Origin of the sequence: Coprococcus intestinalis (assembly GCF_023656595.1) — a bacterium.
Classification (GTDB): domain Bacteria; phylum Bacillota; class Clostridia; order Lachnospirales; family Lachnospiraceae; genus Coprococcus_A; species Coprococcus_A intestinihominis.
The window spans coordinates 48,078-63,273 of sequence record NZ_JAMOKJ010000008.1; the positions used below are offsets into that span (position 1 = coordinate 48,078).

General features: G+C 45.1%; 13 protein-coding genes. 7 read left to right on the forward strand and 6 right to left on the reverse strand.

Features of this window, described 5'->3' with window-relative positions; translation table 11 throughout:
* The first annotated feature begins 200 nt into the window (after positions 1 to 200).
* From murC to NBH03_RS07510, 4 genes are all read left to right on the forward strand, one after another.
* Positions 201 to 1,577 (forward strand): UDP-N-acetylmuramate--L-alanine ligase, encoded by a 1,377-nt coding sequence (gene murC / locus NBH03_RS07495; RefSeq protein WP_250798700.1) that lies wholly within the window; start codon positions 201 to 203, stop codon positions 1,575 to 1,577.
* Between the two features lie 327 nt (positions 1,578 to 1,904).
* Entirely contained in the window at positions 1,905 to 3,044 is a 1,140-nt protein-coding gene (locus tag NBH03_RS07500; RefSeq protein ID WP_250798702.1) for a DnaD domain protein, read from the forward strand.
* Positions 3,045 to 3,068: 24 nt separating this feature from the next.
* Positions 3,069 to 4,058 carry an ATP-binding protein gene (locus tag NBH03_RS07505; protein ID WP_215690765.1) on the forward strand — a complete coding sequence of 330 codons (990 nt, stop codon included), beginning with the start codon at positions 3,069 to 3,071 and terminating at the stop codon, positions 4,056 to 4,058.
* A gap of 95 nt (positions 4,059 to 4,153) precedes the next feature.
* Positions 4,154 to 5,323 (forward strand): ribose-phosphate pyrophosphokinase, encoded by a 1,170-nt coding sequence (locus NBH03_RS07510; protein WP_250798704.1) that lies wholly within the window; start codon positions 4,154 to 4,156, stop codon positions 5,321 to 5,323.
* Between the two features lie 190 nt (positions 5,324 to 5,513).
* Here NBH03_RS07510 and NBH03_RS07515 read toward each other — a convergent pair whose 3' ends face one another.
* Both NBH03_RS07515 and NBH03_RS07520 read right to left on the reverse strand, forming a co-directional pair.
* A complete protein-coding gene (locus NBH03_RS07515) occupies positions 5,514 to 7,523 on the reverse strand; it encodes an ATP-binding protein (RefSeq protein ID WP_250798709.1) in 2,010 nt (669 codons plus the stop codon).
* Positions 7,524 to 7,534: 11 nt separating this feature from the next.
* On the reverse strand, positions 7,535 to 8,614 hold the full coding sequence (locus tag NBH03_RS07520) for a metallophosphoesterase family protein (RefSeq protein WP_250798715.1): 1,080 nt from the start codon (positions 8,612 to 8,614) through the stop codon (positions 7,535 to 7,537).
* Between the two features lie 218 nt (positions 8,615 to 8,832).
* Between NBH03_RS07520 and NBH03_RS07525 the strand changes: the two genes are divergently transcribed.
* The 3 genes from NBH03_RS07525 to NBH03_RS07535 are packed head-to-tail and all read left to right on the forward strand — an operon-like array spanning position 8,833 to position 10,882.
* Positions 8,833 to 9,363, forward strand: a complete 531-nt coding sequence (locus NBH03_RS07525; RefSeq protein ID WP_015513878.1) for an ECF transporter S component — start codon at positions 8,833 to 8,835, stop codon at positions 9,361 to 9,363.
* A gap of 33 nt (positions 9,364 to 9,396) precedes the next feature.
* A complete protein-coding gene (locus NBH03_RS07530; RefSeq protein ID WP_015513877.1) occupies positions 9,397 to 10,239 on the forward strand; it encodes a pyridoxamine kinase in 843 nt (280 codons plus the stop codon).
* Between the two features lie 40 nt (positions 10,240 to 10,279).
* The gene (locus NBH03_RS07535) at positions 10,280 to 10,882 is read left to right on the forward strand and encodes a TIGR04100 family radical SAM protein (protein WP_250798719.1); all 603 of its coding nucleotides are present in this window, start codon (positions 10,280 to 10,282) and stop codon (positions 10,880 to 10,882) included.
* Positions 10,883 to 11,042: 160 nt separating this feature from the next.
* Here NBH03_RS07535 and NBH03_RS07540 read toward each other — a convergent pair whose 3' ends face one another.
* The 4 genes from NBH03_RS07540 to NBH03_RS07555 form a co-directional block, all read right to left on the reverse strand.
* Complete coding sequence (locus tag NBH03_RS07540; RefSeq protein ID WP_227082357.1) at positions 11,043 to 11,648, reverse strand: hypothetical protein; 606 nt, start codon at positions 11,646 to 11,648, stop codon at positions 11,043 to 11,045.
* 276 nt (positions 11,649 to 11,924) lie between these two features.
* Positions 11,925 to 12,668, reverse strand: coding sequence for an N-acetylmuramoyl-L-alanine amidase (locus tag NBH03_RS07545; protein ID WP_250798722.1), 744 nt, complete (start codon positions 12,666 to 12,668; stop codon positions 11,925 to 11,927).
* A gap of 114 nt (positions 12,669 to 12,782) precedes the next feature.
* Positions 12,783 to 14,513: a glycosyl hydrolase family 18 protein gene (locus NBH03_RS07550; protein ID WP_250798724.1), complete on the reverse strand. Its 1,731-nt coding sequence runs from the start codon at positions 14,511 to 14,513 to the stop codon at positions 12,783 to 12,785.
* Positions 14,514 to 14,541: 28 nt separating this feature from the next.
* Positions 14,542 to 15,183, reverse strand: a complete 642-nt coding sequence (locus NBH03_RS07555; RefSeq protein ID WP_015513872.1) for a hypothetical protein — start codon at positions 15,181 to 15,183, stop codon at positions 14,542 to 14,544.
* Positions 15,184 to 15,196 lie beyond the last annotated feature (13 nt).

A 15,196-nucleotide genomic window follows, 5' to 3' on the forward strand; every position in this document is an offset into this window, starting at 1 on the left:
TTATGCAGCTTTTTTCTGACAATTTTCAACAATTTTTACATAGTTTTTTTGTATACAATACATAATTTACATTTTCATAATTTTCATTTGATTTTTCATTAAATGCGGTTATAATAGCAATAGGTAACTATTCCGTGCAGGATATGCACAGTCACAAAAGTTATACACTTATTAAATTTTATAGAATAGGAAGGATTCTGATGTATCAAATCAATTTTAATAAACCGGTAAAGATCCACTTTATGGGCATTGGCGGCATCAGCATGAGCGGCCTGGCCGAAATTCTCCACGCCAAAGGCTTTACTGTTGTCGGTTCCGACGCTCACGAATCTGCCATCACAGACCATCTGGCGTCTCTTGGCATCCAGATTGCCTATGGCCAGCGCGCAGAGAACATTACACCTGATATCGATGTGGTTGTCTATACAGCTGCCATTCATCCAGATAACCCTGAATTTGCCGCTGCCAAATCTGCAGGTCTCCCGATGATGGACCGTGCGGAACTCCTTGGTCAGATCATGACCAACTATACCAATGCCATCGCCGTTTCCGGTACCCACGGCAAGACAACGACAACCTCCATGCTGTCTCATATTCTGCTTGCAGCAGACACTGATCCTACCATCAGCGTGGGCGGTATCTTAAAAGCCATTCACGGCAACATCCGCGTAGGTCACTCTGACAACTTTATTACAGAAGCCTGCGAATACACCAACAGCTTTCTGAAGTTCAATCCGAGCCTTGAAATCATCCTGAATATCGAAGAGGATCATCTTGATTTCTTCAAGGATATCAACGACATCCGTCATTCTTTCCGCAAGTTTGCAGAGAAGCTTGACGCAGACGACATTCTTGTTATCAATGGTGAGATCAGCCATGTATCTGAGATCACAGACGGTCTGCCATGTCATATCATTACCTACGGTCTAAAACCGGAGTGTGATTATGCTGCTGAGAATATTACATTTGACGAATTTGCCAAAGGCAGTTTTGACCTGATCGCTTACGGCAAGAAGATTGACCATATCCAGCTGAATGTGGCAGGTATCCATAATGTATCCAATGCGTTGGCAGCCATCGCCTCCGCACGCGAATTACATATTCCTATGGATATCATCAAGAAAGGCCTTATGGCTTTTGAAGGCACTGACCGACGCTTTGAATACAAAGGCCAGTTTAACGGTGTGACCGTCATTGATGATTATGCGCATCATCCGACAGAGATCAAAGCGACCCTGACTGCGGCACAGAAATACCCGCACCGTCAGATCTGGTGCGTCTTCCAGCCACATACTTATACACGTACCAAAGCCTTTTTCCACGAATTTGCCGATGCACTTTCACTGGCTGACAAGATTGTCCTGGCTGATATCTATGCTGCCCGTGAAACCGACCCGGGTGACATCCATTCAAGGGATATCCAGAAGCTGCTCCTTGAAAAAGGCAAAGAAGCCTACTATTTTCCTTCATTTGAGGAGATTGAAAAATTTTTACGTGAAAAATGTATCAACGGCGACCTGTTGATAACTATGGGTGCCGGAGACGTTGTTTTAGTAGGCGAAGCGCTGATTAAGTAAAGTTATCCACAATATCCACCGATTTATCAACAAAAATTTTGGATAAATCCGGTGGATATTTTTGTTTACATAATTTCTACGCAACCGCCTTTCTTTTTTCGTCTAAACTCCGCTTTTTATGGGCTTTTTCGACATTTCAAAAATTTTATTCACCTTTCCCGTCCACCAGTTATCCACATTATCCACAACTTTCTCCACCAAAATATCCACATTTATTCACAAAACCCCCGGTATTCTCAAATTTTCAGCTTTATGTTATACTTAAGAAAAAATCCGTAACTGTATCATCACCTGATCGTTACCGGAATTGAATCTGGAGGTGGCTTTATGCCGAAACCTATTACCTTATCTGCTGGTTATTCTGATGGCGTGACTGTCATCCCGAATACCTTTTTTGATGAATATCTGCCGAGAGCCAACGGAGAATTTCTGAAGATTTATCTTTATCTGCTCCGCTGGCTTTCTCATCCGGATCATGCCCTCTCCCTGAGCGGCATCGCCGATATATTTTTTATGACTGAAAACGACGTGACCCGTGCACTGAAATACTGGGAAGCCGAAGGGCTGCTCCGACTGACCTTTGACCGTGACGGTACAATTGCAGGCATCTGCCTGAACGCTGTCACTTCAATCAGCAGTCAGAAGGATACTCCGACTGCTCCCCCTGAGCAGCGCCGGCCCGCGCCGGCACAATCTGCAGTTGCTGCGCAGACAGGTACCGGTATCACCGGCACTCCGGTCGGCACACCCCCGGCCGTTTCAATGCATCCTCGTTCCACACAGGAACTGCACCGCTTTTCGGAATCAGATGACGGCGCACAGCTGATCTTCATCATTCAGCAATATCTCGGCCGTCCTCTGAGTGCATCTGATTTGAACACGATTTATTATTTTTATGATGATCTCGGCTTTTCCAGAGATCTCATTGAATATCTTTTTGAATACTGTGTCTCCAATGGGCATACCCATATGCGTTATATCGAGAAAGTGGCTTTATCCTGGGCTGATCTCCATATCACCACTGCCGATGAAGCCCGCACCCAGAGCGAAACTCATCAGAAAGCCTGCTTCGCTGTACTGAAAGCCTTTGGTCTCGGCGGACGTATGCCAGCTGCCGGAGAAGCAGAATTTATCAACAAGTGGACCCGCACCTACGGTTTCAGCCTCGAGCTCATCCTTGAAGCCTGCCGACGCACCATGATGGCTGTCCATACGCCGAGTTTTGAATATACAGACAAGATTCTGAGCAACTGGAAGTCTCTCGGTGCCTATACTATGACAGAGGTACTCGCCGCTGACAAGGCTCGAAGTGCCGAGAAGGCAGCTGCACCGGCTAAGCGCCCGGCCGTCAAACAGGCAAGACCGTCTTCCAATAAGTTTCACAATTTCAATCAGCGCAGTTATGACTACGCTGCTCTTGAGAAGAAACTGGCCGCGAAGATTCAGAATGGTTCCACCAACAAGTAGTTCGACTGAAAAGGAGACGTCATTATGAACTTGAAGAATTCTCAATATCAGGCAATTATGCGCCAATATGATCTCCGCCAGCTGCAGCACCGACACCTTCAGAGCCAGCGTTATCAGGAGATCTGCGATCGTCTGCCTGCCTACCGGCAGCTGGAAGAAGAAACCGCCTCTTTCTGTGCAGACAGAGCCCGGGCTGCTGCCCTGGGCCGGAAGGATGTTCTGCAGGATATGCAGCAGCATCTGCAGGAACTGCAGGAGCAGAAAACGCTTCTGCTGACACAGGCCGGGTATCCTGCTGATTATCTGGAGCTGACCTATTCATGCCCGGATTGTCATGATACCGGTTTTATCGGTGACAAGAAATGTCACTGTTTTAAGCAGGCCATGGTCGATCTTCTCTATCGCCAGTCCAACATCCATGATGTGCTGAAACGCGAGAATTTCGATACTTTTGACATCCGGTATTATTCCGATACGAAGAACCGCAGCCTCGGCGTCAGTCCCCGAGAGAATATCCAGGCCGTTCTCAGTACCTGTCACGATTTCATTGATCATTTCGATGAGCAGTCCCGGAATCTTCTCTTTTACGGTGACACCGGCGTGGGCAAGACTTTTCTGACAAATTGCATTGCCAGAGAATTGCTGGATGCCTCTCATACCGTGATTTATCTGACCGCTTTTCATCTTGTGGACATTCTTCAGAACAACACATTTGGGAATGATGATATGGATGACACTGATGAGAATATGTTTCATTATATTCTCGACTGCGATCTTCTCATCATTGATGATCTTGGTACAGAATTGAATAATGCTTTCATTACTTCACAGCTTTTTCTTTGCATCAACGAACGGCTGCTGGCAAGAAAATCCACCATTATTTCAACGAATCTGTCCCTGGATGAACTGCAGAACGAATACAGTGAACGAATATTTTCCAGATTAGTCAGCAATTATGAGATCATGCTGATCCTCGGCGACGATATCCGCATTAAAAAGGCAATTTCCGAGTAAGACACCTTGACATCCTATGTCGGATACGTTATAAATAAAGTGGACGACAATGTCGTCATTTGTTTGATTTAGTTAACATATGATGGAGGTATATTATGGCTCAGAACATTGAAGAGTTTAGAAACTCAATTCCAGTAGGCGATTTAGGTATTATTCCGCTTCAGAGCTGCAGTGGACTTGGCAATATGGTCAATGAATATATCGTTGACTGGAGAAAAGAACGTGAAAGTGTTCTTCATCAGGATGATAGGGTTAAGGATTCCTATATTGTGAATACCAAGTGCTCCCGTTTCGGTTCCGGCGAAGCAAAAGGCACAATCCTTGATTCTATCCGAGGCAAAGATTTATATCTGCTTGTTGATGTCACCAATTATTCAATTGAATATTCTCTCTGCGGTCACATGAACAAGATGTCACCGGATGATCATTATTCCGATTTAAAACGTATTATCACAGCAGCAGCAGGTAAGGCCCGTCGTATCAATGTTATTATGCCATTCCTTTATGAGAGCCGTCAGCACAAGCGTACATCCCGTGAATCACTGGATTGTGCCGTTGCACTGCAGGAACTTCATGCTCTCGGTGTTGAAAATATTATTACTTTTGATGCTCATGATCCACGTGTTCAGAATGCTATTCCTAACAGTGGTTTTGACAGCATTCAGCCAACTTATCAGTTTATCAAAAGCTTATTCAACAACGTCCCTGACCTTCAGGTAGACAGCGACCATATGATGATCATCAGCCCGGATGAAGGCGCTATGGGCCGTGCCGTTTACTATTCCAACGTTCTCGGTCTCGATATGGGTATGTTCTATAAGAGAAGAGACTACTCCAGAGTTGTTAATGGCCGCAACCCGATCGTTGCTCATGAATTCCTCGGTTCATCCGTCGAAGGCAAGGATGTCTTCATCGTTGATGATATGATCTCCTCTGGCGAAAGCATGCTGGATGTTGCCAAAGAACTGAAGAAACGTAAGGCAAAGCGTGTTTTTGTTGCAGCAACATTCGGTCTTTTCACAAACGGTCTGAAACAGTTCGATGAATATTATGAACAGGGTCTTATCTCCAAGGTTCTGACAACCAACGTTATTTATCAGACACCTGATTTATTATCCCGTCCATACTACATCAATGTAGACCTGAGCAAGTACATTGCGCTCATGATCGACAAGCTGAACTATGATCATTCCATCAGCGAACTGCTCGATCCTAATGCGAAAATCCAGAACTCACTTGCTTACTACCGCAAATACCACAAATAAAACCTGTGCACCACAGGCAATGATATAACAAAACGGATTCCGTTATCTCCAAATCTATCATTTGAAGCATACCGGAATCCGTTTTTCTTTTGTCTTATCTGTCTCACAACGTTTAAATTGCGACTATCGTTTATACTACAAAACTCATAATGATAACAGCAAAGAGAGCGGTGAATTTGATATGCCCCCTTTACAATTCAACATAATGATAATCGCAATTTAAACTCTCCAACATCTCAGCCTCTCTGTGATGGCATGTAAATATCAGGATCTGGCTGAAAGCTTTCTGTTCTGTCAGCCATCTGAGTGTATTTTTCAGACGTTCATCATCATACAAAACGAAGCTGTCATCCAATATCAGCGGCATCGGTTCATCATACAGCATCTGACTGACAGCCATTCTCACAGAAAAATAAATCTGATCCACCGTTCCCGCAGAGAGTTGCTGCGGCTGCAGCAGTTTTCTGTCATCATCCACCGTCACCTGAAACTTCTCATCGATGTTCAGTTTCTTATGTGCGCCGTTTGAAATATAAGAAAAAAGCTGTGAAATATAATCTGCCAGCTGAAGACCAAAAGATCCATGGATTCTGGCCGTCATTTCCGTAATCGCATTCATGCTGATGTCAATGGCCTGCATATCTTCCTCACTCATCTTCCGGTCTGCATCAAGCACCTTCAGCTGTTCTTCCAGCTCACTCAGCTCAGACTGTTTCAGATTCAGCTGCTCCAGCTGCCAGTTCAGCTGTTCCGATTGTCTCAACAGCTCCGACGCCTGACCCCGAAGCTTTTGAAGCTTCTGTTTCTGCTCCTGTCCCGCAGCCGATTCCAAAGTTACACTATCCCCATATTTCTCAAGATACGGTGCCAGAGGTTTCTGCAGCTCATCATACCGTTTACGCAGCTGCTCAAGTTCTCTCCGAAGTCTGAGTACCACATCCTGACGGCTTCTCTGATTCTGGCTCTTTTCCATGAGTTCATGGATATCCTCAATCTGATATTTATCCAAAATTGCCTGCTGCTCATTCTCCAGACGATCCATATCGGCTTTCAGCTGCTTCATTCTGCCTTTTCTGCCGCCGGATGACCGAATCAGAAATACTGCCAGTCCTACCGCCAGAGCTGTCAGCAAAACAGCGGCAAGAATATGTGTAATGCCTTTCAGTCCCACAAGACCGCCGGCAATCCAGACGATCACAGCAAGTGCAGCCACAGGGAATATCAATGCCAGATTGCGAATGCTGCTTCCTTCATTCTGTTCCTCCAGTTCACTGTATCTCGACTGATAATCCTCCAGCTTCTCCTGTCGAGCCTCGTATTCTTCCACGACACCACTCATCTGCTGCTGATACTTCTGCCCGCCTGTCTGTCCCTCAAATTCTCTGAGTTCTGCTTTTTTGGCTTTGTACATGGCCGCCACATCATTATTCTCCTGGATCAGCTGTATCGCTTTCATTCGTTCCTGCCGATCTGCTTTCATAGCGCCATCTGCATCATTTTCCAGTTGCTGTATCTGCTTTAAAATGCTTTCACGATTCTGTTCAAGAGCTTTCTGCTGCTCTGCAATGCCTTCTCTGGCTTTCAATTCATTTCGAAGCATTTCTGCTTTGTCACGGTATTGGTGATAAGTCTCCTGAGAAAATCTTCCGGCTGCCTTTTTGCGTTCATCCTTCAGATAAGCCAGGGCCCGTCCCACATCCACACTGTCCGTAGCTCCCATAGCCATATTCGCCATATAAGACTGCATATTGGTCGTAAACTGCCCATCCGGCTGGACCGACAGCTGGCCGGTACTGATTGAATTCCGATAATTAGAAAGCTGCATTCCCGGTATCAGTGATGAAATATCATCTGATGCGCATGCTTCCTGCCGCCCGCTCGTCTCATCGACCACCTCAAAATGACTGTCATCTTTATAGAAATTCCTGACTATCCGCCAATTTTTATCCTGATAACTCAGGCGCATCCGTCCTTCATAACTTGCTCCGCCTTCCCACGGCTGATATTTGGAATATGCATCCCGTCCGGCACCGCGCCCGCGAAGGCGTTCCGCACCAAACAGCATACTCTGAATAAACGCATGCACTGTAGACTTTCCCGATTCATTGGCCCCATAAATAATATTCACTCCGGGATTCAGATCAATCTCCCTGCCGTGAAATTTGCCAAAATGGTCCAGATTCAATTGTTTTATAATCAATGCCCTGCCTCCTACTTCGTCTGATAAAACGCTTTCATACCATAACACAGCGCCTTCGCCTTCAAATCGTCACTGATCTCCATTTCCGAAATGTGCCGGATATACATGCCGATGATATTATCCTTATTCTCATCATAAATCCGCTGAAAATCATAATCCGGAACAGAGTGATCATGAACTGCCAGCACCCTTCCCAGGCGCATCAGCATCCGCTCATCCAGCTCAAAATCCACATCTCTGAAACCACTTATTGCTATCTGAAACATGTTTTGTCTTCCGTTCTGCCCCATCAGCGCTTTCACCTGCTCAGCCAGCTGACGCATGGTCATCTCCGGTGCGACAGGTACATTTAATGTGATATAAGACCTGGACGCAAAAGGAACAAAATCGATCTTTGTCTCACTTTCATTGAGAACACCGCGAATATAACCATGAGGTCCTTCATCATTGCGGTCGATCGGTTCCAGTGCACCGGCATAAGCCATCGGACTCCGATCATCAATCCACGGTTTGTGAATATGTCCCAACGCAATATAGTCAAATCCCGCCTGGCGCAGCTTCTCCTGATTGATCGGAATGTGACTGCTGTCCCCGCCATGAGCCAGCAAAATATGCCTGCATCCATCAGGCAGCGGCCTGCCGTCACGAAATCTTCGCATCGGTTTGAGGCTGTCATACATAGCCTCCGTGATCTCCTGTCTGTCATAACTCATTCCATATACAATCAGATTCAATGACTGAATATAAACATAAGATATGTGATTCTTCCTGAAAAATACAACATTATCTGCCCATTCAAAATCCTTATAAAATGACTGATTGCCGATATAATCATGATTGCCCGCCACAATAACAACCTTGGCATGCGTCAGCTGCGAAAATCGATAATTCAGCTCCTTCAGCTCACGCTTCAACGGCTGCCTGTGAAAAAGGTCCCCTGCGATCAATAAAAGATCGGCACCGGATCTCTCTGTTTCATCAAGCAGTTTGTAAAAAGAATCCCATATCTCTGTTCCTCTGTCAGTCGCCCAGGTCATTGTACTGTCCGGTGCTGCACCTAAATGAATGTCTGCTGTATGTATAAAATTCAAAATGTCACCCCTGTCTCCTATGTGCCTGACGCGCCGACCGCGCGTACTGCTATTGTTTTATCCAGTATACCATATATATCCTTTTCTGGCCACTCTGCCTCCCGATCTTGCTTTGCCATCAACTGACCATATGAAATAATATGAAACTGGCCATTTCAAAAATGTCACATTCACAGTATGATATCAAGTAATGTTAATACAGAAAAGAGGTTTTACTTATGAATAAGTTAAATTCCAGAACAATCAGCATCAATGCACTTGCCATTGCGCTCGTGTGTCTTTCTACAATGTTTTTACAGTTCCCTATTCCACTGGGATATGCCCATCTCGGCAATTGTTTTATTCTGATCTCCGGTGTCTTTTTTGGCCCTGTAACAGGTCTTCTTGCCGGCGGTATCGGTTCCGCATTGTCTGACTTACTGACCGGTTACGCACAGTGGATCATCCCAACACTGATCATCAAAGGCATCATGGGCTTTGTCATCGGTTATATTGCCAACCGCACAGGCCTCACTGTCAACATGTTCAAGATTCGTACAGCCGCTGCCAGCATTGTCGGTATCATTATCATGGTTGTCGGCTATTTCATCGGCGGCTCCATTCTTTACGGCAGCATCTATACCGGTGCAACTCAGATTCCGGGCCTTGTTATGGAAGGCATTGTCGGCATCGTTCTCTTCTATGTCATCGGTTCCGCTCTGCAGGCTGCACATCTGCCAAAGTATATTCAGCGACTCACTCAGCGTTAGTCGCATGTATTTGTTTCAAGAAAGGAACTGAATATGTCAGATTATCATAATCACCAAAAGAAAATTGCATTAATCAATGACATGACAGGATTCGGCCGCTGCTCGATCGCAGTGGCGCTTCCTGTCATTTCCATGCTTCGTGTTCAGTGCTGTGCCCTTCCGACAGCTATTTTTTCAAATCACACCGGTTTTGAAAGCTTTTACTACCAGGATTACACTGATCATATGCAGCCCAGCATCAACGAATGGAAGAAGCTTGGCCTTGAATTCTCCGGTATCTGCACCGGTTTCCTCGGATCTGCCAGACAGATTGCCATCGTATCCGACTTTATCCGTGATTTTAAGCGGCCGGACAATCTGGTCATCATCGATCCGGTTATGGGCGACTACGGCAAACCATATCCGACCTACACAAAGGAAATGTGCGATCATATGAAGGATCTTGTCTGTTATGCCGATATCCTGACCCCAAATATGACCGAGGCCTGCATCCTGACAGATACCCCTTATGAAGATAAGAAGTGGCACCTTTCCGAGATCGAAGCCATGGCTGCCAGACTCTCCGAAAACGGCCCATCCAAGATTGTTATCACCGGCATCACACAGGGCCAGTACGTGGCCAATTTCTGCTACGAAGCCGGCAAGCCATCCAGAGTACTCAGAACCCACAGGATTGGTACATCCCGCTCAGGTACCGGCGACATCTTTACAGCGATCATTGCTGCCGATGCCGTTAATAGCGTTCCTTTCGACCACTCGGTTAAAAAGGCATCCAACTTCATCAAAAAGTGTATCCAGCGCTCCATTGAACTTGACATTCCACTGACAGATGGTGTATGTTTTGAAGAAGTACTGCATACATTGAAATATAACTAACTGACAATTTGAATCAGAAAATTGCAAAGGAGTATTAAATATGACTATTCTTTATAAAGTACACAACAATCTTTATGTCAATCTTACGAATAAATGTCCATGTTCCTGTACTTTCTGTCTGAGACAGACAATGGATCATGTGGGAGAATCCGATTCCCTGTGGCTTACCCGTGAACCGGAATATGATGAGATTATCGCCGATTTCGCCAACTTTGACGTGGCTTCTTTTGATGAACTCGTCTTCTGCGGTTTTGGCGAACCGACAGAACGTATCGATGTGCTTCTGAAAGTTGCCCGCTATTTTAAAGAAACTTACCACAAGCCGATCCGTATCAATACCAACGGTCTCGGCAATCTTGTCAATGGCCGCGACATTGCACCGGATTTCAAAGGACTGATTGACACCATTTCCATCAGTCTGAACACACCGAATGCCGACCGTTACCACGAACTGGTCCGTAGCCGTTTCGGTGATCAGTCTTTCCAGGCGATGCTCGACTTCGCCAGGGAATGTACTCACTATGTACCGAATGTTGTCATGACCACTGTCGATACAACACTGACCAAAGAAGAAGAAGCCCAGTGTAAAGCCATCTGTGACAGTCTCGGCGTCACATACCGCATCCGCCCATGGGAGAGCTAAAGGCGGCCGCAGGTTCTTATGTCAGCATAGGCTTTAATACGCTGCTCATATAGATAATAGCTCTGAACAGTTACTGTAAAATCTAAAAACAGGATTCAAATGGAAGCAACCTGCATTAAACTTCTCATCTGCATCCTGTTTTCATTTTTATGACTGCATGTTATTTTTCTTTATTATTCTTGCTTCCTGCAAATAACCACCATAAAACAACTACAATGATCACAATCACAATAATCCATATGATCCATGACCATACAGACATTCCGGAAGCAGTATCCACAGCCGCATTTATTTCAGTATCCATCTCCGGCGCCTGACTGTTCAGTTCCTGCGCATCCTGTGTATAACTGACAGTGACAAAAGGCATCACATAATCTTCCGGAAGATTTCCTGCTATCTTATACCCATCACCCAGCTGGGCCTCAAAAGTATAGACTGCAGATACATCTGAATGTTTTGGTACATAAGTATTACCACCCAGATTGTCACTGACGCACACCCACGTCACCGGCACTTCCACTTCCTCGCCTGTTGTCAATTTAGCCGTCAGCGTTGACGGCAATTTGCGTGTCACATCCGCAACAACAGAGCCGTAAGCCACTTCATATTCTCCTATCGCTTCATAAACACCATTCTCACCATAGTTATTAAAGGAGGAAATCTCTCCTTTTTCCGTTGTTTCTGCTGCAGAAACAACACCTGCAAGAAAAACTGTTATCATACATGCCATCAGCCATTTTGCAATTCGTCTTACATTTTTCATCATCTTATCACCTTTCTGCTTTCTATTATATTTTTATCAGCATTTTGTCCAATCAACGCCCAAAATATGTATCACCATATGTCAATCGTGACATTGCACAAGAAACGCATCGTCATTTTGTGCAAAATTAAATGAATAATTTTTTAATCTTTGGTAACACTTATAGACATCACCTATGATAAGATACAAACATAGCAAAAGACAATTTCTTAATCCCTTTTTTAAATATATACCTTCCCCTTACAGGCAGCCGAAAGGCTGCCAATTTTTTTTGCTTTTTTACCTGTCATGCTCAATATCACCTTTTTCTGTGCTTCCGTTCAGGTAACGCACAATTCCCACTGAAATCGCCCAGGCTGTTTTCTCCTGATACATCTCCGACTTCAAAAGCGCCTCTTCAGCTGCATTACTCATAAAACCACATTCACAGATAACCGTTGGTACAGTTTCCTTTCTCAGCAAATAATAATCCTCATTGGCTTTCTCCTGTCTTGTATTATCCGGATCCTGGAATTCTATCAATGCCTGCTGGATAGACGCTGCAAGCCCTCTGCTGCGTTCTGACGGTCCATAATAAAAGACCTGGGCACCCCTGTATTTTTCTTCTGTAAAGCTGTTCTGATGGATGCTGACAGCCAGTATACAGTTTTCATCCGTCATAAGGGATACTCTTTTCTGCATATCCTCCTTTTTATCTGACGGTCGCATGCCATCATAGAGCTGTACGTCATTCTCCCTCGTCATACGCACATGAAATCCCTGCGACTCAAGATCCGCTTTCAGTTTCAACGCGATGGCCAGATTAATATCCTTTTCCAATGCACCGCTGACACCGATTTTACCCGCATCGAAAAACCCGTGTCCACTGTCAATAACAATAAAATGCGCTTCTTCTCCGGCCATAACGGACACAGTTTTATTCACCCTCGTTTTATAGCCGGATATTGTCCGTCCAAATAGTACACTGTAAACCATCACAATCGCAAGTCCCCACAGAAGTCCGCTAATTCCTTTTTTCCACACAAAAAAATCCTGCCCGCATCTATCATCCCTTTCAAGACAATATATGCAAACAGGATTTGTTTTATCCTTTGTCTAATACAGCTTCATGTACTCCCGGAAATGTTTCAAACCCGTCTACTGAAGATAAGATCTGATCGTATTCCAAATATCCGTTCCGCTCTCAAAACCAATCTTCCACTCAGCAACCCCTGCAAGGTCAAACTCTTTGATGAGTTTCATCTCTTCTTCAACGGCCGTTGCATCCTGCAACCAGATCTCATAGAAGTTGCCATCCTTATCCGAAGTATAACTGCCATAATTCAAACCGATATCTTCAAGGAACTGTGGCGTCACACCATGATCCGTCAGATAGCTCAGCGCTTCTGACATACCACAGGCAAAGGCACTGACTGTGCCGTCCGGGGTTGTACACCACACTCTGGAATAGAACGGGATACCATTGATGACCTTGGACTTATCCACGACATTCAATGTATCTGTAATCCCTTTTCGGACAAAATTCAGTGATGCGACAGGCCCCGGTGTTTCAGAACTTGGCAGCGTCTCATCATATCCCATAATAACAACATAGTCTGCAACAATTCCCTGCTCCCTGCGATTATAATAATAGGTATACTCAGGTACGTAATTGTCAATGGACAAAATAATGTTGTTGGCACGGCAGGCAATCGACAATTCTCTGATAAACTCAATATAGTCATCTGCACCTTCCTGTGAAATCAGCTCAAAATCAATATTGATACCATCAATACCATACTGATTCACATAACCAATGACATTGCGGATAACCTGTTCCCTCTTAGATGTATATCCCAAAACCTCATCTGTCTTAGATGAATCGAAGTAGATCGTTCCGTCATCACCCGGAAATTCATTGGAAAACAATGCCCATACTTCAATATTGTTCGCATGGCATGTATCCACATAATCCTGTGTGGCAATGGATGTCACACCGCCATTTGTATCAGAAAATGAAAACCAGGTTGGTGCCAGCGTATTAATCCCCGGCGCAGAAGTCAGAACACTTGATAAATTGCTGTTGGCGGCTGCACTCATCACCTGATGCCAACCCATATTGATCTTATAATCCTTGTGGATGCTGGTATACTCCGGTTCATCAAATGCCGGCGCCTCGGGCGTCTCAGTCTCTGCGTCATACAGTGTCTTATTGGATACCCAACCGACATAACCATCCTCTGTAGCTACATTGCTCCAATCATCATAGGCTTCAAGAAGCACCATCTTCTCTCCCTTGGTTGCCTGTCTGAGTACTTCACTCTTGACACCGCCCTTATAGCGGACTGCTGTATCCTTCTTCAGTGTTACAATCTGTTGTTCTGCCCACTTTGTAGCCATCACAACACGGTTCGGCTCAGTATACTCGGCATAATCCATCTGCGTATGTGCCTTCACATAATCTGCAGCCACATAGTAGCTGTCATTGTAAGTACGCACGATCATGTAACCCTCATCCGCATCACTGCTGCCATTCCATGTCTTCACAGTATATTCCTGCTGATCCGGGGTTATCATCATCACTTCTGTCGGCGTTGTAAACAACAGCAGCTTCTCATTGTCATCCCAATAAAAACGACTGTTGATGGTTTCTGTGACCAGAGCCATACTCAGATAAACTCTTCCGTCAATGGCAACAGCCCTGTCTTCCTTCAACACTTCCTGATTCAACGTGATGGCATATTCATTCTCAGATAATCCCATCTCCGCAGCATAATCTATCACCTCTTCTGTCGGCTTATACCGGCCTGCCAGAATACTCCAGACTACTCCGCCTCCTACGCCTATAATCAGCAAAATAACGATTATAATCGGCAATACTCTCTTCATTGGTTCCTCCTTTGCCTACTGACCGCCATCATAAATTTTCTGACACGATCTGCGTTCCCAGTCTGGATTCAGACCAGAGAATCGCACCTGCTGCAACAGCCCCAACTGCCAATACAAGCAGCATCAGCTGATAGATACGAAGACGTTCCTGATCACCATCATAATCATGGATCTCCACATCAGCCATATGGTAATAGTTCCTGTAATCTTCAAGTGTCATGTTCTCGGCCTCGGCCAGCTGTTCTGTAATCTCGTTCTTCCTGACAACCTGTCCTGTTAATGTATAATCGCTCAGCGTATTCGCGTCCAGTGAACTGTCCTCAACCAAAGCCCCTTTATCTCTGGCCGGTATATCTGTCAATATATAATAATCACCCACTGAACCCATATAGCAGTATGAACATACTGTTCCACTTCCATTGACTTTATAGTAGCCGGTAAACGTCAGTTCCATCCCTTCAATCTTGATATAAGGGGATCTGCTGTCGGCAATCTGTCCTAGTACTTCTGTCGTCGCCTGGGAAGCGTCCATACGATGTACAAGCCACGGATTCCTGTAGAACAATATACTGCCGATGGTCACTGCAACCAGCGCACCTGACAGTATCCAGAGTGCTAACGCCTTCCGTCGGAGCCCACGCTCTGCGATCTCATCCGTTATTACTTCCATATAAACAGTCTCC

What these genes read in the sequence shown, in the direction of transcription:
- murC (WP_250798700.1), top strand. Translation starts at nt 201, where the DNA reads ATGTATCAAATCAATTTTAATAAACCGGTAAAGATCCACTTTATGGGC.
- NBH03_RS07500 (WP_250798702.1), top strand. Translation starts at nt 1,905, where the DNA reads ATGCCGAAACCTATTACCTTATCTGCTGGTTATTCTGATGGCGTGACT.
- NBH03_RS07505 (WP_215690765.1), top strand. Translation starts at nt 3,069, where the DNA reads ATGAACTTGAAGAATTCTCAATATCAGGCAATTATGCGCCAATATGAT.
- NBH03_RS07510 (WP_250798704.1), top strand. Translation starts at nt 4,154, where the DNA reads ATGGCTCAGAACATTGAAGAGTTTAGAAACTCAATTCCAGTAGGCGAT.
- NBH03_RS07525 (WP_015513878.1), top strand. Translation starts at nt 8,833, where the DNA reads ATGAATAAGTTAAATTCCAGAACAATCAGCATCAATGCACTTGCCATT.
- NBH03_RS07530 (WP_015513877.1), top strand. Translation starts at nt 9,397, where the DNA reads ATGTCAGATTATCATAATCACCAAAAGAAAATTGCATTAATCAATGAC.
- NBH03_RS07535 (WP_250798719.1), top strand. Translation starts at nt 10,280, where the DNA reads ATGACTATTCTTTATAAAGTACACAACAATCTTTATGTCAATCTTACG.
- NBH03_RS07540 (WP_227082357.1), bottom strand. Translation starts at nt 11,648, where the DNA reads ATGATGAAAAATGTAAGACGAATTGCAAAATGGCTGATGGCATGTATG.
- NBH03_RS07550 (WP_250798724.1), bottom strand. Translation starts at nt 14,513, where the DNA reads ATGAAGAGAGTATTGCCGATTATAATCGTTATTTTGCTGATTATAGGC.
- NBH03_RS07555 (WP_015513872.1), bottom strand. Translation starts at nt 15,183, where the DNA reads ATGGAAGTAATAACGGATGAGATCGCAGAGCGTGGGCTCCGACGGAAG.